Raw genomic sequence first — 18,366 nt, 5'->3', positions numbered from 1 at the left:
GAAGGGGCGAGACATGTTAGAAATTTTGGGAGACATCGGTAGCAATATCCTCAGCTTGCCGGGCGTTCTGGGCCTGGCGCTGGGGATGATGACCCGACAACTTTGGTTAGGTGCTGTCATGGGTGGCGTTGTTGGTATTGCCGAGACGCTGGTTTTTGCAGGTTTCCAGTTTTCTCGTGTTGATACCGTCGATCTGGGGATCGCAATTGTCGTCGGTATTTGCGCCGGGAGCCTGGGCACAGTCATTCGCTTGAAAGGAGCTACCGCCTGATCGGATGGTATTGCCAAGTTATTGACCTAAGCATGTAAGGTATTGGCGAAGGCAGGTTCAGGCTGTCATTTCCGCAGTGCAATCGTTCCAGAGGTTGAAGGCGTCGGAACGAGCGTGGCGGTATGAGTTTGCGTTGAGTTGATATCGGCGGGGACGGAAGATCAGGTTGATTTGGTCATGCGCGGACAGAAATCTCTGAGCCTGCAGGTGAAACTTGAACTTGCCGAATAGCTTCTCTCTTTTGCGGGTTGCTCAGTGCGAGACTTCGATCGCGTTGTTGAGACCTTTGTGGGTGCGATGGTCAGCGTCCGGTGCCAGTGTTTTGATCGGTTTGACATAGCTGCGCAGTTTGTCCATCGCCCGGCAGTGCATTGCGAATGCAATGTCACGAGAGGGGGGATAACGACCCTGGGTTCGCCGAATTTGGCAACCAGCCCTCTGAAGAAGCGCTTTGCAGCTTTGGCATTTCGGCGAGTTTGCACGAGAATGTCGAGCACGTCGCCATTGGCGGCGATCGCATGCCACAACCAGTGCTTCTTGCCACGGATCATGATCACGACTTCGTCCATGTGCCACTTGTCATTCGGCTGTGGACGATCCCGCCTGATGCAATCTGCAAAGTGTAGACCAAAGCGATTGACCCACAGCCGAACTGTTTCCCGGCTGACGATAACGCCCCGCGCAGCCAACAGATCCTCGACGTCAGCTGTGCTCAACGCAAAGCGATGGTAAGCCCAAGCCGCATAAGCAATGATCTCACGATGAAAACGAAAGCCTCTAAGGCATGGCATGATCGGTGGGATGTTCATTAGCGCGACATAGCTGGATCACTCAGCCTGTACAACTTGGCAATACCCTTAGTTTACATCAGTTCACTGAACCCCTAACCGGGAACGACAATTGTCTTCTCGGGGTCCCAGCTCAGCCAGACCTGAGCCTCCTCCTTGAGTTCGGGAATATCCTGATCGCGGGCGATTATTTTGAATACCTGCCCTCCGCATCGCGCAATGCAGGTTGCCATCGCCCCGGCAAAGATCCGACGTTCCAGAATTGCCGGTATCTTTGACAGGTTGTCCCCTTGTGGTTCGTCCACCAGAATGCTCATGTTTTCGGGACGAACGGCCAAAGTGGCATTTGCTGCAGTTCCGGGCGGCAATTTGATGTCCGCTCCTTCCACTCTAAAAATCCCCTTACCATCTTTCGAGAGAAAATTCGCCTCTCCCAAGAACTCAGCGGTGAACACATCCGTTGGATTGCTGTAAACCTCGCGCGGAGCGCCGGCCTGGATCATCTCTCCCTGCCGAAGGATGCCGATCTTGTCGGATAGGGTCAGCGCCTCTTCCTGATCATGGGTCACGAATATGGTGGTGATGCCGATTTCGCGCTGAATACGCTTCAGTTCGATCTGCATGTCGACGCGCAGCGACTTGTCCAGCGCCGACAAGGGTTCGTCGAGCAGTAGAACCTTGGGGTTTGTCACTATGGCACGGGCCAGTGCGACCCGCTGGCGCTGGCCACCGGACAGTTGATGCGGTTTGCGGTCTCCGTGCTGGCCCAGCTGAACCAAATCCAGCGCTTCGCCAACGCGCCGGCGTTCCTCGGCCGCACCGACTTTGCGCACACGCAGCCCGAACCCGACATTGTCTGCGACGGTCATATTGGGAAACAGGGCATAATTCTGGAACATCATGCCGATATCGCGTTTTTCAACCGGAATATGTTCGACCGACGTATCGCCGATACGGATCGATCCGGCGTCAGTGAAGATGAAACCGGCAATGGCGCGCAGCAGCGTGGTCTTGCCGCTGCCCGATGGCCCGAGCAGTGCAAAAAAGCCGCCATTAGGGAAATCCATCGTTACATCGTTCAGCGCTTTGAGCGGTCCGAATGACTTGGTGACATTCTGGACAGAAACCTCGGCCATCAGCGTTCTCCTCCGAAGTTTGAGAACCGCGCGGCAAACAGCATCACGGCCATGGAAACAACAATAATGATTGTGGAAATCGCGTTGATCTCTGGTGTGAATCCCTTGCGGATCGACGTGTAGATCAGCACCGGTAGCGTGCTGTCACCCGGTTCTGACAGGAAATACGAGACGACAAACTGGTCAAAACTGACGGCAAAAGCGAACAACGCGCCTGCGATCACGCCGGAAGAAATCCATGGTAAAGTCACGCGGCGCGTCACCGTCCAGGCGTCGGCGCCCATCGACCGCGCAGCTTCCTCTAGCGTGGCATCAAATGTGGCCAATCGAGCACTGACGACAACAATGACGTAGGGCAGGGCAAGCGCTACATGGCCGATAATGACGGAAGGGGTGCCGCGTCCGAGACCAACGCCAAAAAAGAAGATCAGCATCGCCGTTCCGGTGATCAGCCACGGAATGGCGATGGGTGGAAACAGCATGACTTGCAAGAACCGCTTGCCCCGGAAGTCGAACCGGAACAGGGCAACAGATGCAGCGGTGCCCAGAATTGTCGCGACAACCGTGGTCACAAGCGCGATCAGCACTGACCGAGCTGCGGCATCGATAATCTGACCATTGCCAGACAAATCCTCGTACCACCTGAGCGAGAACTCGAACGGTAGTTGATAATAAGGTGAGGCATTGAAGGACATGATCGCCATAACGATGATTGGAGCATAGAGGAAAAACAGGATCAGCCCCAGCCAGACCTTCCCCAAAACTGTCAGAAATCGGCCACTCATGTTTGTGCCCTTTTCAGAACCGGGCTTGCCAAGGCAAGGATCAACAGCACCACGGCAAGCAGGATGAAGGAAAGAGCGGCCCCAAGCGGCCAGTTGAACACAGCCACGAATTGATCTTCAATCACCGTACCGAAATAGGTGCCAACCCGACCGCCCAGAATGCGGGGTTCCATGAACGAGCCAACCACCGGAACAAAGATCAGCACCGCCCCGGCCATCAACCCGGGAAGAGACAGTGGCAGAATGATGCGCCAAAGGATGGTCAGTTTGCCCGCGCCCATGGATCGGGCAGCGTCAATCAGAGTGTCGTCAATGGCCTGAAGCGCCAGATACGAAGTCAGAATAACATAGGGCAGATAGGAATGAACCAGCCCGATCACGATGGCCGGGGTCGAAAACATCAAGTTTACATCCACTTCGAAGGGAAGAACAGCATTCAGGCCCAGATCCAGCACACCGTTGCCGCGTAGCACAATGGCCCAAGAAAAGATGCGCACGAGCGAGTTGGACCAGAACGGCAGAATGACCAGCAGAAACAGCGCCTCGCGCGACCGGCCCTTGATCGCCTTGGCTAAGACATAGGCGCAGGGAAACCCGACCAGCACAGAAATCGCGGTCACCGTCAGACCAAGCCTAAGCGACTTCCATAACAGCGTGGCATAAGTCGAAGTTTGAAAAAAGGCCTGGTAGTTTTCCGTCGTATGGAACCACTCTCCATCACCAAACGGTACATCGGATAGGAAACTGAAATAGAGCATGGCTGACAGTGGCAAGAAGATAGCCACCGTCAGCCAAAGATATGCAGGTGAGAGCAGGCTGAAGATCTTCAGTCGTTCCTGTTTGGCAAGAACATCGGACATCCAGAAACACTCCCCTGAGAGTTGGCAGTTTATTGGGCGGCTTTTAGACCTTGCCACAGTTCAAGGTATTTCTCGCGAGTCTCATCCGAGACCGGGCGCTGGAACTGAACGCGGGCAACAACTTCGGGGTCTCCGAGAACCTGTTTGTTGAAGGCGTCATCGGGCAGAGCCGCAGCCGCTTTGGCATTGGCCGATGCAGGAGCACCATCAACGGCCCATTTCACGTAGAACTCTGGGTCGATCATCCAGTTGATAAAGGCATGCGCTGCCTCTTTCTTGTTGGACGAGTTGGGAACAGACAGTCCGTCCAGCCAGCCGATTGCCCCTTCTTTTGGCACGATGAACTGCACCGGCAGACCGGCAGCCATCGATCGGCTGGCCGATCCGGACCAGAAAGTCGCCACATCCAAATCACCGGCGGCCATGAACTGGTTCCAGTCGTTCTCGGATCCCCAATAGGTTTTTATCTGTGGCATCAACTCGGCAAGCTTGGCCTCGACGGCATCCAAATCGGCAATGTTGTTGATGTCCTGACCAGTGGCAATAGCGGCGAATTGCACCGCCTCCAGCGCATCGTCGCGGATCGAGACTTTGCCCTCATGCGCCTTGTCCCAGAATACTTCGATCGAGTCCGGCAACTCATCAAACTCGCCGGTATTGACAGCAAAGGATGTCAGACCCCAGGTCCATGGAACTCCATGCAGTGCCCCACCGGCATTCAGGTCCTGGTTGCCGCTCAGGTTTTCAGGTACGTCCGCAAGATTTTCGACCAGTGCAACATCGACAGGCCCGATCAGACCTTCTTCTTGCGCCTGCGGTGTAAATGCCGCGTTGATCAGCACGACATCATAAGCGCCGGGGTTGGTGCGCAGCTTGGTCAGCATTTCCTGTTCCGAGTTGAAATACTCGTGCACGACAGTGTGACCGCTGGCATCGGTGAATGCCTCGACCGCCCAATCCAGATCGGTGCCATAGCCCTGCCAGTTCAGAACCCGAATTTCATCGGCGATGGCGGCAGTACCAACAAAGACGGCGGTTGTAGCCAATAAGATATGTTTGTTCATTTTGACCTCCCAGTCATTCGCAATTGAGAATTCTCTCGATCAACAGGCCTCTTTTTTATTAAGCGCCTCGGCAACCACCACACTGCTGGGTGTTGTTGCCGGGCCTTTTTGTGTCGCTGAAATAGCCGCCGCCACATTCGCATATCTGGCGGCTTGTGAGGGCGTGTCGCCAAGAGACAAGCGGGCGATGAAGCTGCCTATATGGGCGTCTCCAGCACCATTTGTGTCGACAACCCGGACGCGGTAGGGCGGGACATGTTCCACGGTGTCACCGGTGGCGATAAGGCACCCTTCGGATCCGTTTCGCACCACGCAACCGCCGTCTGCCGGGCGTGATTTCGCAATGGAAAGGGCGGCTTCGGTCGGATCACACAAGCCGGTCAGAATCGCGGCCTCGCGGGCATTTGTGCTGACCCAATACGCCCGGTCCAAAGCCGCGTCGCGAATTTCGCGTGGGATCGACGCCACGACCGGGGACGGATCAAACACCAGGTTTGGAATAATGGCTTCCGTCAGAAGCCAATGATGCAGGGCCGCACGCGAACCCGCATAATGAAGGGCGTAGCCCGATAGCAACGTCCACCCGTACTCGGCAAATCCAATCTGTTCCAGGTCCTCGGTGGTCACGTGCCCCTCGGCCCCATCGCTTGCGACAAAGGTGCGTTCGCCCTCACTGTCGATCAGGACGCTGCAACAGCCTTGATCCCTCGTCAGATCCTGGCTGCGCAAGAACGGAATGCCTTCGGCGTTCAGCCCTTCGCGGACTAACTGCGCAAAAGGTCCCGACCCGATCGTTCCGCCATAACACACCATCATGCCCGTGCGCTTTGCGGCAACCATGGCATTGAAGCCACCGCCGGGTTTGATCGAAAAGCCGCGTACGATCGCCTCTTCGCCTGCGGCAGGGACATGATCGATCTCGTAGAGAAGATCGGCGACAACACCTGACATTTGCAATAGCCGGTTTGTCATTGGACCATCTCCGCATTTTCGAACGCCGAGCCATCGCAATTGGCACGCAGCGACAACAAATCTCGCGCAATTTGTTCCAGCGGCAAGTCGTTTGCCGCAAATACCGTTTCGATGGCGAATTGCGTGATCCTGCTTTGCCCGACACAGGCACCTGCCATTGCCCCGGCAATCGCACCGATCGTATCGGTGTCATCTCCGATATTCGCGGCAATTTTCGCAGTTTCCCATGGGTCACAATTTGCTAGCAAAACCACACCGAATGCTGCCGCCACAGATTCGTGTGAGGCAACGGACGTTCCAATACGCTCGGCGAAGGCCTCGGACGAAAGTCCATCCTTTGCTGCTTCCAGTGCCAAAGCGATCTTTTCGGCCATGGCGTTTTCACCAACTGCATATCCGCGCCTTTGACCCGCTTCGGCGGCGCGTAACGCCGGCGCTATGGCCTGGTCAAATGACATCCCGTCGATGCCGCAACTGATGACTGTTGCAACGGCCGCAGCGGCGGCAATTGCTTCGCCAGTGTTATGGGTCATTCGGCAGGCAAGTTCGACACGATCCAGAAAGGTGGCTTCAGGTGCAATACGTGTTGCAATACCGACTGGTGCAATGCGCATCGACGCGCCATTGGTGGTCCCATTGCGCCCGGTCTCGTCAGCAGAGGCGCCTGAAATGATTGCGTCGAGTGCAGCCTTGGACGACGGCCCCAGCAAATCGCGCAACCCTCGTTTGCGAACATCGGCTTCCCATGCGAGGAGGTCGTTGGCCCAACGGTGTTCGTCTAGTTGACCACCATCCTCAATCAGTCTGAGTGCCAGCAACAACGCCTGTTCGGTGTCGTCTGTAACCTGCGCTGCTTTGAGCCCGTGCGAGACCGGGTGATCCGGGAACGGAGCAATAAAAGTTGAGATCACACCGTAGTGACGAAGAATATCCGCACGGCTCAGTGTCTGAGACGGCATGCCCATCGCGTCACCAATCGCCATCCCGGCCAAAGCCCCACAAGCGCGATCGTACTGAATGTCAGAGCTTACCGGCATTGTTGTCAACTAGAACTCCATGTGCAGACCGAACATCACTGGGTCCAATATGCTTTCGACAAATTCAATGATCGACCCGTCTGCGGCTCGTGTCAGTCGGCGTAAGTGCAGCATTGGCTCACCTGGATTACGCCCCATGACTCGGGCATCCATATCGGAAAGTGCGGGCAATACTCCGGCCCATTCGTCCCCGCCCGCAACCACTAGTCCTTTGGATCTAAGCAATTCAGTCAACGACCCCTTCTTAAGCCCGGTATCCAAAACATGCGAGAAACTGTCCCGCCATGGAATCCGGCTGCGCTCCAGCGACACGCCCTGTCTTGTATGGACCTGGTACCTCAATCGGTCGACGACCAGAAAATCCGAACCCGCTTCGACGGGCGCATCGGGGATGTCCATGGATCCACGGTCCAGTACCAGAACGCGAGTTTCCAGGTGAATATCTCCCGACGCAAGAGCAACGCTCCACCCGGAACGATCATCAATTGTCTTGCCGCCGAAGGTAACGAAGGACCCGATACCGCTCTTGGTGGTGATCAGGCCTTTATTGCTGAGAATTTCCAGGCTCTTGCGAATCGTATTCCGACTGACCGAAAATCTCTTCACAAGTGCGCTTTCGCTGGCCAGCGGATCACCCCGACTGAGCGCACCAGATCTGATATCCGTTTCCAGACGATGGGCAATCTTGACCGACTTGGATGCGCCGATCAGAGATATCCCTGTGTCATCATGTTCAAACCTGTTCATACCTGTACCCTAGCGTGGCTCTTTTGTGCTGGTCAACAAAAAGTCGTGCAGTCCTCTGACTGGCGTTGTTGCGTAACTCGCGTTTGAGGTGTGAAGACCCGTACCCCGCCGACGTCATGCCACGCGTTTGATCTCGGCGATTCTGAGGGCGTTGAAGCGGTTCATGAGGGCGATGCGGATGCGGATTTCTGCGGTCTGGCGGTTTGGGTCTCTTGCCGCGATGCGCTCGCCGAAGGCCTTCAGGCGGCGCATCCTCGCCTCGATCCTGCTGCGGACATGGTATCCGGTCCAGCGCTTCCAGAATGCCCGGCCGTAATGTCGCGTTGCGCGCAGGTTTTTTGTTTCTGGCAATTGCCGCAGGACAGTCTTCCTTAAGCAAGCGCCCGTTCTTGCGGATCGGAAAGATTCGAACAGCGTCGCGCTCGATGATGGCGTTGTGGCATCGGCGTGTGTCGCAGGCGCCATCAGCAGTCACTGTGCCGATCGGCTCATTCGGAGGGATCAGGCTGAGCAGATCAGGTAGTACTGGGTTGTCGCCGTCGCGGCTAGAGTTCACATGCTGAAACGGCGATGTCTGAGCTACTCCTAGATGATTGGACAATTTCTGGCGCTGACGTGACCTCCTCACCCACCTAGAGTTTGTTTCGGATCGATCCCGACCTCGCGGCACATGCGCCAGGCGTAAGAGTTCTTGAGTGGCGCGTGTTTGCGCCACCAGGGTTTGGTGCCATTTGTGTAAAGATGAACGGAAACGGTATCTTCCGTGAACCACCCTTCGACTCTACCATGCGGATCGTAGAAGATATCGTTCAGTTGAAACGGCACAGGATACAACACATCTGGCGTCATTGCCCGATCAAAGTCGCCGGTTTGTTTTGCGTAATGCGTAAATGCCTGTGGACCAAATGCCGTGCGTTCGGTTTTGTAAATGCGAACAACCAAGGGATCTTGACCCTTTTGCCGGTCCATCTTCTTGCGCTGGCTCTGTCCCCACCAAGCAGGATAATCTGGCAAGTTCTCGTAATAGTCCAAAAGTTGGTCGATCAACTCGCACTCTTGCGGCAATCCTACAACCCCGCAGTTCAGCGCACCGCGCATCCCATGACCGGCAAAGATCCACTCCCATTCGTCCGGAAAAGGTTTGTGGCAGTAAGCGTCGCAGTCGATCCAGATGGCGCCTGTCTTTTTGATCATCTTGTAGCGGAAGACGTTCGAAAGAAATGACGCGGACGTCGCTTCGACCACCGACATATCGATATCCATAATCTCGGAAGCGGACCTGATCTCGACACCTTCGGGTGCATTGACTACGTCTTCGGTGCAATACAGAGTCACCGGATGGCCGTGACGCAAGTGTGATTTCAGGCATAACTGATTGAGATAGTGAAGGCTCTCTCCGATCCACAGAGAGGCAACGGGGCGGCGAGTTTCGGACAAGTCTGCTTCCTCGATAGAATTTGCCGGTATTTTATGTGTGTTGTCCTTTATTTGGCTTGAGGATGCAAAGGCGAATTGCATCTCAGCAGTCAAATTGTGTCCAACAATGGTAGTCTGTTCTTTCTGCACGTATATCGGGACCTGACGACCGACCACAGGCAACACAGGACGAAACATGCCCGCCCAACACGGCATTCTTGAAAAGCTGCGAAAACGCAAAAGCCCCAACGGCACCATCATGGCAGTATCTATGATGAAAGACGAAGCGCCGTATTTGTTGGAGTGGTATGCGCATCACCTGGCAGTCGGGTTCACTGATATTCTCGTCTATACCAATGATTGCTCTGACGGAACGGTGGAAATGCTTCAGCGTCTGGAGGAGCTTGGTCTGGGCTATCACCGGCACAACGTCATTCCTGATGGTGTCAAGCCGCAGCCATCTGCGCTGAAACATGCGCAGGCCGAGCCCTTGGTTCAGGCCGCAGATTGGTTGCTGGTTTTCGATGCTGATGAGTTCTTGTGCATCAACCATCCATCCGGAAATCTTGACGGATTGATTTCCGACGCCGTGGAAAAAGGAGCGAATGGCATTGTGATCACCTGGCGAATATTCGGCTCAGGTGGTGTGGTTGATTGGTCGCGCAAGCCGGTGACAGAACAATACCTGCGTGCGGCACCGCCCCTTTGGAATAAGGGTTGGGGGGTCAAAACCTTGTTCAAGTTCGATCCAGAGTATTGGAAACTTGGTATTCATCGACCTTCGATCAAGAACAAGCATCTTGAAACTGGTTTCCCAGAGTCGGTGAAGTGGCTGAACGGTTCTGGTCTTCCGATGGAAGACTATTTCAAATTTCGAGGTTGGCGCTCCATCCGACGCACGCTCGGCTATGAATGGGCACAAATGAACCACTACGCTGTCAAGTCTGTGGATGCATATGCCGTTCGAAAATTTCGAGGCAACGTCAACAACAAAAAAGACAAGTACAATTCCGACTATTGGGCCTTACAGGATCGCAATGAAGTCGAGGATCGCTCCATTCTGCGCCATGCACCTCTCGGGCGGGAGATCATGCAGGCTCTCCTCATGGATCCCGTGCTTCGAGCGTTGCACGAGGCGGCGTTGGATCGAATTGAGACGCGGCTCGATGCGTATAAACAGACGCCCGAATACCAAGGCCTGAAAAACGAATTGATTGAGGCGGGTAAGACACCGATTGCCAAGGTGGTGGCCAAACCGCCGCAGCCTCGCGACCCGGCCAAGATAGCGGCGATGATGAGCCGCGTGGAAAGAACGGCGACTGAAAAATTTGAAAAACCCAGAGAAGCAAATACAGATTTCCAAACGGTCGCATCGCCCTACGTGGGACAAGATGCGCGTCTTTCCACAGCTGCATCAACTCAGTGGTTTTTGAACCATGACATCGAATTGCCAGCCGATCCGGGGCTATTCTCATCCGAGGCTCTCAACTCCATTGTTGCGGGCAGGTTCGATCGGCGGAACGCCAGAAATATCGGGGGTTACCTCGATGGTTGCGCGCGGCTCCTCGAAATCGGGAGCGGTGTGGGTTTTGTTCCCCTAAAAGCCAGTCGTGATCTTCCGAAACTGATTATAATGGCGCAGGACTGCCGGTCAGGCCTTGTCAGGGCGGCCAGAGAAATCGCGCGGCGCAACGGGTTGGAGAATTCGTCGCGCCTCAAATTCAGCGATGGGTTTTTGTCCTTTGAGGCTGACCGGCAAGGGCAGGCTTCGGGCCTTGCCGCATATCTTACAGATTTCAGGCCTGATGTTCTTCGCCTCGCGGCACCCGACCATTTGCCGTCCGAACTTTTGCGTACGGCATCGCTAAGCTGTGTGGGCCGCGTGATCATTCCATATGCAGGTGAGCAAGCACGTGACCTATCACGACAAGAATACGGCCCTGTCTTGGCCGATCTTGGGCTAACGGAATCGATGGACAGGGCCGAAAGCGGTTCGCTACAATTCGACAGGGAACCTCAGATATAGCGGCGTCTCGATTGCGGTCCCATGGCCGAAATTGTGTTCAGTGATAATGTGTGATCCATGTTCTGCATCCTGTGCCGCAACATTTGCCGGGTCAGGCGGGAAAGGTCGTTCGCGTACTCGGGTTTGCCGGCCACATTCTCGAATTCGCCTTTTCCGCAGTGGTCAAACAAAATTGGCGGCAGGTCGGCGGCGAATTCCACAAGCGTGAATCTATTGTCTCGCAAGATACCAAGGCAGGAATTCGATGGATTGGTCCCCAGCGCTTTTTCCCATTCTGTCGGCTTTGAAGGTTGGGAAAAATCCAGTTCGCTGAACGTGTAGGTACGCCAGTCATCTGGCACATCGCCGTTCATCAGCGGAATTAGAGAGCGCCCATCCATCGAATTGGGAATGTCGCAACCGATCCAATCGAGAATGGTCGGCGTTATGTCGATGGTCTCGGTTGGTGCGGAAACAACCTTGCCAGCTCGGGCTTTGTTTCCCGGCATTCGGATGATGAGTGGTGTCTGATACGCAGCGTCATAAACAGTCATCTTTCCCCATGAATGGTGATCACCCAACATTTCGCCGTGGTCCGCCGTTACGACCAGAAGTGTGTTATCATACTGACCGCTATCCTTGAGATGCTGAATTGCCCGGCCGATATGGTGATCGACCTCGGTTGCCAGACCAAGATAGATCGACCTCAGCGTCTGGATATTTTCGTCCGTTGCTTCCAGCCCGGGGAACCCTTCGACAAATGTCTCGATAGAACTGGTTTTTATGAGCGGAGCAAAGAACGGGTGAACCGCGCATTCCTGTTCGACAGATGTCAACCTTTTAGGCAAAGGCAAAGACTGCGGATTGTACATACGGTTGTAGGGGCAGGGAGCGACTAGTGGTGGGTGAGGACGGATATAAGTTAGATGGGCGAACCAGCTTTTGCCGTGATGCGCTGTGATTTTGCCAAGGAAAGAATTCGTCAGGAACGCAGTATCACTATCTTCAGCTGAGTAGAGAGCGGGGTCATTCAGGCGTGGTTTGCCGCCATCTGGCGCAATCGGCTTGTATACATCCCAGTATTTTTCGAATTCGTACCCCTGCTGGATCAAATGCGATTGCCATGGATACGACATTTCAAGCCGCATCTCGGTCATCTCGTGAAAACCAGTCATTGGGTATTCATAGGTCTTCATCGCCGGGTCGTTGGGGTGGTGGACACGTGGATCTGAAGAGGTGTCGGTATACCCGAAAAGCATTGGCAGCAGTCCTGCTTTGCGCATCTCAGTTGCCAGATTGGGTATGTCATGGCGCAATGGCGTGCCGTTTCGCACTGATCGGTGGTTCATCGCGTATTGACCGGTCAGGATGGATGCGCGCGATGGCCCACAGGGGTTGGTGACCGAGAAATGTCGATCGAAACTCACCGCGTCCTGCATGAGTGCGCGAAGGTTCGGGAGGTCGACGTGCTGGGCCAACTCTCCGTTCAAACAATCCGCTCGCAGTTGGTCAATGATGATGAACAGAACGTTACGCGTCGCGGACATCAGGCTTCTCCGAGGAAATCGCGAAATCAAGTGATAGGTAGGTCGGCGAAATGCGTCCAGATCAAAACGGACTAACAACGTCCGAACCTGGGGGCTCGAACCATTCGTTTATGCTGCATCCGCGGCGTCAGTAGTAATGGAAAAAGGGCGCGGCGGTTGACCGCCGCGCCTCTTGGGTCACGGGCTTGGAATTGTCATTTCAGATCGAAGCGGTCCGCATCCATCACTTTAGTCCAGGCCGAGATGAAATCGGTCACAAGCCGGGCCTGACCATCGTCCTGCCCATAGATTTCGGCTATTGCCCGAAGTTGCGAGTTGGAACCGAAAACCAGATCGACCCGAGTCCCGGTCCACCTGACGGTCCCGGTTGCCCGGTCGCGACCCTCGAAAATGTTCGATGAACCCGACGCCGGTGTCCATTCGGTTCCCATGTCCAACAAATTGACGAAAAAGTCGTTGGTCAACTTGCCGGGACGCTCGGTCAGCATACCATGGGTCGCCCCGCCCTGGTTCGCGCCAAGCACCCGCAAGCCACCGATCAAAGCTGTCATCTCGGGCGCGGAGAGACCCAGCAACTGAGCCTTGTCGATCAACAACTCTTCGGGCGAGATCGAGTATTCGGCTTTCTGGTAGTTGCGGAAGCCATCGGCAATTGGCTCCAGAACAGCCATGCCTTCGGGGTCAGTCTGATCTTGCGTTGCATCGCCCCGGCCCAGTGTGACCGTAACGGTTGCATCGTGCCCCGCGTCTTTTGCTGCCTTTTCGATTGCAGCAGAACCGCCCAGTACAATCAGGTCCGCCATCGAGACGGGCCGCGGAAATTCATTGCGGATGCCCTCCAACACTTGCAACACACGCCCAAGCTGTTCCGGATCGTTGGCTTCCCAGCGGTTCATCGGTTCCAGCCGTATGCGTGCACCGTTGGCGCCGCCGCGGTGGTCTGAACCGCGATACGTCGAAGCCGAAGCCCAGGCGGTTTTGACCAGGTCGGACACGGACAGGCTGGATTCGAGGATCTTTGCCTTGAGCGAAACAACATCGGCATCAGACAGTTTGGTTTCCGATGGCGGGATCGGATCTTGCCAGATCAGATCTTCAGCAGGAACTTCTTCGCCCAAATAGCGCGATTTTGGCCCCATGTCGCGGTGAGTAAGCTTGAACCACGCGCGTGCGAACGCTTCGGCAAACTCTTCCGGGTTGGCGTGGAAGCGGCGCGAGATTGGGCCGTAGATCGGATCCATACGCATCGCCATGTCGGCCGTAGTCATCATGGTTTTGACTTTTTTCGACGGATCATGTGCCTGCGGGGCCATATCTTCGTCGGTCACGCCAACCGGTTCCCAAATCCATGCTCCTGCCGGTGATTTGGTCAGGTTCCAGTCATAGCCAAACAACAGATCGAAATAGCCGTTGTCCCACTTCGTCGGATTTGCCGTCCAGGCACCTTCGATGCCACTGGTGGTGGTGTCATCCCCTTTGCCGGTCCCATATGCATTGATCCAGCCCAGACCCATGGTTTCGATTGGCGCGCCTTCAGGCTCGGGGCCAACAAGCGCCGGATCTCCTGCACCATGGGCTTTCCCGAATGTATGGCCACCGGCCACCAGGGCCACGGTTTCTTCGTCATCCATCCCCATTCGACCGAATGTTTCGCGGATGTCGCGGCCTGAGGCCAGAATATTGGGCTCGCCATCGGGTCCTTCCGGATTCACATAGATCAGGCCCATCTGCACGGCAGCCAGCGGATTTTCCAGCTCCCGATCTCCGGAATAGCGCTTTTCACCCAGCCATTCGGATTCAGTGCCCCAATAGACGTCTTCTTCGGGTTCCCAGACATCCGGCCTGCCGCCGCCAAAGCCGAATGTTTTGCCGCCCATCGATTCAATGGCGCAGTTTCCGGCCAAGATCATCAGGTCTGCCCAAGAGATTTTGTTGCCGTACTTCCGCTTGATCGGCCACAGCAGCCGTCGCGCCTTATCGAGGTTTCCGTTGTCAGGCCAACTGTTCAGAGGAGCAAACCGTTGTTGACCTGTGCCGCCGCCGCCGCGTCCGTCGCCAGTGCGATAGGTCCCGGCACTGTGCCAGGCCATCCGAATGAAAAGCCCGCCATAGTGACCATAGTCCGCTGGCCACCAATCCTGACTGTCAGTCATGAGGTCGTAAAGGTCTTGTTTGAGTGCTTTGAAATCCAACGAGTTGAACTCTTCAGCATAGCTGAATGCCTCTCCCATCGGATCGGAACGGGAGGAATTCTGGTGCAGGATTTTCAGGTTCAGCTGGTTTGGCCACCAGTCACGGTTCGAGCGCGTGCCAAGCGCGGTATTGCCATGTATGACTGGACATTTGCCTATGTCGTTTCCGTCCATAATTCTCTCCATCGAATATGTGTTGGTTTTTCGGCCCATGTTGGGCCGCGCGTTTCATAGAAAAGGCTAGCAGACGAATACCATCAACATAAGTTGCATTTATCAATCGTTGCGATAATAAAAAGTTATGATGGATCATTGGAGAGTAATGAACATCCAGAATTGGGTATTGGGTGGATATCTGCTCGCGACATCGCGACCTTGACGGTTCGCATTCAGGATACCAAAAAGTCGGTGTTTCGGGTTCGTCATGCGGCCAATTCAAAAGACTAGCGGTAAGTGTGAATATGGAAAAAGCAATAATCTGCTGTGCTCTGAACGGTGTGCTGACTGATCCTCTGCAGCACAACGTACCGGTCACTCCGCAAGAAATGGCAGAAGAAGCTCGCAGAGCCTACGAGGCCGGAGCCGCCATTGTTCACATCCACTTACGGCAACAGGGTGAAGGCAAAGGTCATCTTCCAAGCTGGGACATTGATCTTTCGCGAGAGATTCAGGCAGCTATCAGAGATTCCTGCCCAAGCATCATCATCAATCATACCACTGGAGTTGTGGGTTGCGACTATCGGGGGGTCTTGGACGTCATCAAGGCGACCAAACCGGAAATTGCCGCCTGCAATGCAGGGTCGCTGAACTATCTGAAGGCCCGAAAAGATGGGTCTTGGGCTTGGCCACCAATGCTGTTCGACAATCCGGTCCAGAAAGTTCAGGATTTTCTGACTGCGATCCAAGCTGCCGAAGCGATCCCGGAGTTCGAGTGCTTTGATACCGGAATTGTTCGTAGCGTGGGAATGTACCGCCAGGCCGGAATGTTTTCGGGCACTGCTCACCTGAACTTTGTTATGGGTGTCGCGTCGGGACAACCTGCACGGGTAGATCTTCTGCCGATCCTTGCAGATTTGGCTCCTAACAATTCCAGATGGCAAGTAACCGCGATCGGTCGCTCCGAAATCTGGCCTTTGCACCGTAAAGCCGCAGAGCTTGGCGGGCATTTACGCACCGGTCTCGAAGACACTTTTTATTTGCCTTCCGGAGACAAGGCCGCATCAAACGGAGCACTAATCGAAGAACTCGCACGTTTGGCCCGAGAGGCCGGTCGCGAAATAGCGTCGACGCAAGAGGCGCGAAAACTTATTGGTATCAAGGCAGTTTAATCAATTTGGCGACGTGGCAATAAAGAAGTACACCCACTCTCCCTTGAAGTCCGAATTCTCCGCCCGAAGAGCGGAAACTCGCTCCTTCAGCCATTCCAGATAGTCTTCGGCGGGTTCGCCTAAAGGTCGAATGCCATCATAAAGTGGTTCGGACGTGGCGAATGCCGCCGCGATCTCCTGTCCGAACGGTGGTCCTATGGTGATAAACAATCCTGGATCTCCGAGTTTTTCCGCCCCGATCTTCAGGACCGATTTCGCCGGAGTTTTGACTAAATCAACGTTTTCGTTTGGGCTGAGATGAATGACCATTCCATCAGCATCATAATAATCGACATAAACATAGGCGTCGTAGTCCGGCGCAGTCAGATCAAGAACCAGTTGCTGACCTTCGGAATAGTTAAATTCTCGGGCGTGGGCATCTGCGCCAACAATCAGCGGATTGATTATCTGATCCGTTGACTGAGGCAGGCCGACATCACCTATGCCTGACAAGGCCCCGCATTGCGGACGTGGCAGGATCAACAAGTTGTCGGTTACAGAAATGCTTTGACCCATCTGGGCTTGCAAGGCAGCTATTATCGGTGCTTGCATGTTGTATTCCGGCACATGGCCGACAACTTCCAATGTGTTGTTTTCAGGGTGAAATTGCACCTGTATCCGCGAACAGGGCACTCGGGACAGAACGCCCGAGATTCCGTCACGCAACTCGGTCGAGGCGCTTCCGGCGTTGCTTGGGTCGACAAAACTTTGGAACGCCGCGATTGATACAGGGTCAACGGTTACGTCTCCACTACCTGAAAATGCCAGTGCGGCAACCATAACCGTTTCCGGAAGCGGTGCGGTAGAAAGCGTGGTTGTTTGTGGTTTTTCGATTTTTGCCGATACCGGCAGAGGCTGATCGAGTGAAATCGCGTTGCTGGACGGTGGCCGGGTTTGAACCATATCGCCGATGTCGGAAGCATCCCCAGCAACAAGCGTCGTTGCTTTGGGAACAGCCGCCGATATTTGTGTTGCGTCGATGATCTCCGACTGCCCTACAGTAGGCCGGACACTGGCTTGAGTGGCCTTTTGGCCACGTTTCGGCACAGGCTGTAATGCCGCAAAATCGGGGGCAAGGCTTTTTCCCCGGGTTTGCGGAATGGTGCCTTGGCCGATGCGCCGACCGGTAGTATTCGATGTTGCTGCTGTTTGCCTTTCAGGGACGGCCTCGGCTGCGTCAGACCGCTCAACCTGGTAGGTTGACAGATGCATCTTGGTCTCCGGCATCGATTGTTCGTAAACCACTTTCGGTTCAAACGACCATAACAGAATTCCCCCGCATACGGCGTGCAGGGCGACTGACCCCACCAATCCGAGACCCCAGATAGCAGGCTCGCCGATCATGGAGTGACCGGCGGTGGCGTGACCACCAAAACCTGATCACGCACTCCAAGCTGTTCCAGTCTGGTGATCAGGGGCAGAACATTTCGTAGTTCGACGTCCTTATGTGCATTGATGCGCACGAGAGTATCCGGTGTTTCTCGAATTTCCTTTTTCAAAAAAGCAAAGATTTGTTCGGCATCAGAGGCCACCCCGTCCAGAGCCAACGATCCCGTTGTGCTTACAGATATCGTCGTCCCGCCCGCTGGCATGTCCGCGCCGGTTCGGGCTTCGGGAGGTGATACGTCGAATGGCGCGGTTGCATCCATCCGCCCGATGAGCATGAAAAACACCAACAAAAAGAACACCACGTCTATCAATGCGATGATCGTTTCCGGCTGAGGGCGCGGGGCAGGGCGGGTGATCCTCATGATCGGGTCTCCAGCCGGATTATCCTTACCTTGGTAGCGCCTGCGCTTGTTAGGGTGTCCATCAGCGAAACCAGAGCTTGCATATTGGCGCCTCCGGTCGGAAGAACAATGACGCTCAAACGGGGATTTTGCGCCGTCCGCGTTCGTATTATTCCGCCCAATTCTGTAAACTCAAGTTCACGACCACGGATCACTGGAACCCCGTCCGCGCCTAGTCGGATCAACAAGGTGCCCCCCTGTTCTGCGGTGGGTGGCGATGCCTCTTCACTCTGGTCCGTCCGCGAAAGCGCGGGGATCATGTCGAGGTTCAGATATGTCGACGTAACCATGAAGAAGACCAACAAGATCAACATCACATCGATCATCGGAACCAGAGAAATCAGCGCCTTCTGGTGCAGTGGACGTTTCAGGATCACCTCGGCTGCCAT

16 protein-coding genes and 2 pseudogenes are annotated in these 18,366 nt (G+C 55.0%); 3 read left to right on the top strand and 15 right to left on the bottom strand.

Annotated features, from left to right (window positions below; genetic code table 11):
- The first annotated feature begins 13 nt into the window (after window positions 1-13).
- A complete protein-coding gene (locus ACR0LZ_RS15995) occupies window positions 14-271 on the top strand; it encodes a hypothetical protein (RefSeq protein ID WP_480750827.1) in 258 nt (85 codons plus the stop codon).
- 57 nt (window positions 272-328) lie between these two features.
- Here ACR0LZ_RS15995 and ACR0LZ_RS15990 read toward each other — a convergent pair.
- From ACR0LZ_RS15990 to ACR0LZ_RS15945, 10 genes and pseudogenes are all read right to left on the bottom strand, one after another.
- Window positions 329-1,080 (bottom strand): annotated as a pseudogene (locus ACR0LZ_RS15990) (IS6 family transposase).
- Window positions 1,081-1,154: 74 nt separating this feature from the next.
- Window positions 1,155-2,195 carry an ABC transporter ATP-binding protein gene (locus ACR0LZ_RS15985; protein ID WP_480750826.1) on the bottom strand — a complete coding sequence of 347 codons (1,041 nt, stop codon included), beginning with the start codon at window positions 2,193-2,195 and terminating at the stop codon, window positions 1,155-1,157.
- A complete protein-coding gene (locus tag ACR0LZ_RS15980; RefSeq protein ID WP_480750825.1) occupies window positions 2,195-2,980 on the bottom strand; it encodes an ABC transporter permease in 786 nt (261 codons plus the stop codon). Before ACR0LZ_RS15980 ends, ACR0LZ_RS15985 begins: the two co-directional genes overlap by 1 nt.
- Window positions 2,977-3,840 (bottom strand): ABC transporter permease, encoded by an 864-nt coding sequence (locus ACR0LZ_RS15975; protein ID WP_480750824.1) that lies wholly within the window; start codon window positions 3,838-3,840, stop codon window positions 2,977-2,979. Before ACR0LZ_RS15975 ends, ACR0LZ_RS15980 begins: the two co-directional genes overlap by 4 nt.
- Window positions 3,841-3,869: 29 nt before the next feature.
- Window positions 3,870-4,904 carry an ABC transporter substrate-binding protein gene (locus ACR0LZ_RS15970; protein ID WP_480750823.1) on the bottom strand — a complete coding sequence of 345 codons (1,035 nt, stop codon included), beginning with the start codon at window positions 4,902-4,904 and terminating at the stop codon, window positions 3,870-3,872.
- Window positions 4,905-4,943: 39 nt separating this feature from the next.
- The gene (locus ACR0LZ_RS15965) at window positions 4,944-5,876 is read right to left on the bottom strand and encodes a PfkB family carbohydrate kinase (protein WP_480750822.1); all 933 of its coding nucleotides are present in this window, start codon (window positions 5,874-5,876) and stop codon (window positions 4,944-4,946) included.
- Entirely contained in the window at window positions 5,873-6,913 is a 1,041-nt protein-coding gene (locus ACR0LZ_RS15960) for an ADP-ribosylglycohydrolase family protein (protein WP_480750864.1), read from the bottom strand. Before ACR0LZ_RS15960 ends, ACR0LZ_RS15965 begins: the two co-directional genes overlap by 4 nt.
- A gap of 9 nt (window positions 6,914-6,922) precedes the next feature.
- The gene (locus ACR0LZ_RS15955; protein ID WP_480750821.1) at window positions 6,923-7,660 is read right to left on the bottom strand and encodes a GntR family transcriptional regulator; all 738 of its coding nucleotides are present in this window, start codon (window positions 7,658-7,660) and stop codon (window positions 6,923-6,925) included.
- A gap of 114 nt (window positions 7,661-7,774) precedes the next feature.
- Window positions 7,775-8,300: pseudogene (locus tag ACR0LZ_RS15950) on the bottom strand (transposase); the annotation flags it as partial.
- Window positions 8,285-9,337 (bottom strand): glycosyltransferase family 32 protein, encoded by a 1,053-nt coding sequence (locus ACR0LZ_RS15945; protein WP_480750820.1) that lies wholly within the window; start codon window positions 9,335-9,337, stop codon window positions 8,285-8,287. The pseudogene ACR0LZ_RS15950 and the gene ACR0LZ_RS15945, both read right to left, overlap by 16 nt.
- Before the next feature lie 13 nt (window positions 9,338-9,350).
- Here ACR0LZ_RS15945 and ACR0LZ_RS15940 point away from each other — a divergent pair, with 13 nt between their 5' ends.
- Window positions 9,351-11,102: a glycosyltransferase family 2 protein gene (locus ACR0LZ_RS15940; RefSeq protein WP_480750819.1), complete on the top strand. Its 1,752-nt coding sequence runs from the start codon at window positions 9,351-9,353 to the stop codon at window positions 11,100-11,102.
- Here the strand turns inward: ACR0LZ_RS15940 and ACR0LZ_RS15935 are convergent.
- Together ACR0LZ_RS15935 and katG are read right to left on the bottom strand one after the other, a co-directional pair.
- Window positions 11,093-12,628 (bottom strand): sulfatase-like hydrolase/transferase, encoded by a 1,536-nt coding sequence (locus tag ACR0LZ_RS15935; RefSeq protein WP_480750818.1) that lies wholly within the window; start codon window positions 12,626-12,628, stop codon window positions 11,093-11,095. The two genes, ACR0LZ_RS15940 and ACR0LZ_RS15935, sit on opposite strands and share 10 nt — an antisense overlap.
- A gap of 194 nt (window positions 12,629-12,822) precedes the next feature.
- A complete protein-coding gene (katG, locus tag ACR0LZ_RS15930; RefSeq protein ID WP_480750817.1) occupies window positions 12,823-14,994 on the bottom strand; it encodes a catalase/peroxidase HPI in 2,172 nt (723 codons plus the stop codon).
- A 287-nt stretch (window positions 14,995-15,281) separates the two neighbouring features.
- Between katG and ACR0LZ_RS15925 the strand changes: the two genes are divergently transcribed.
- Entirely contained in the window at window positions 15,282-16,148 is an 867-nt protein-coding gene (locus tag ACR0LZ_RS15925; protein ID WP_480750863.1) for a beta-keto acid cleavage family enzyme, read from the top strand.
- On the opposite strand, the gene ACR0LZ_RS15920 is transcribed toward ACR0LZ_RS15925, so the two are convergent.
- From ACR0LZ_RS15920 to ACR0LZ_RS15910, 3 genes are read right to left on the bottom strand one after another with little or no spacing between them, the layout of a single operon-like run.
- The gene (locus tag ACR0LZ_RS15920) at window positions 16,149-17,531 is read right to left on the bottom strand and encodes a DUF4384 domain-containing protein (protein WP_480750816.1); all 1,383 of its coding nucleotides are present in this window, start codon (window positions 17,529-17,531) and stop codon (window positions 16,149-16,151) included. It lies immediately after the preceding gene.
- Window positions 17,528-17,938, bottom strand: coding sequence for an ExbD/TolR family protein (locus tag ACR0LZ_RS15915; protein WP_480750815.1), 411 nt, complete (start codon window positions 17,936-17,938; stop codon window positions 17,528-17,530). Before ACR0LZ_RS15915 ends, ACR0LZ_RS15920 begins: the two co-directional genes overlap by 4 nt.
- Window positions 17,935-18,366 carry an ExbD/TolR family protein gene (locus ACR0LZ_RS15910; RefSeq protein ID WP_480750814.1) on the bottom strand — a complete coding sequence of 144 codons (432 nt, stop codon included), beginning with the start codon at window positions 18,364-18,366 and terminating at the stop codon, window positions 17,935-17,937. Before ACR0LZ_RS15910 ends, ACR0LZ_RS15915 begins: the two co-directional genes overlap by 4 nt.

The sequence above is a fragment of the Ruegeria sp. CI1 genome, from assembly GCF_056536925.1.
Note: the sequence above shows the minus strand (reverse complement) of the source record. Positions and strands in the feature narration are given on the sequence as shown.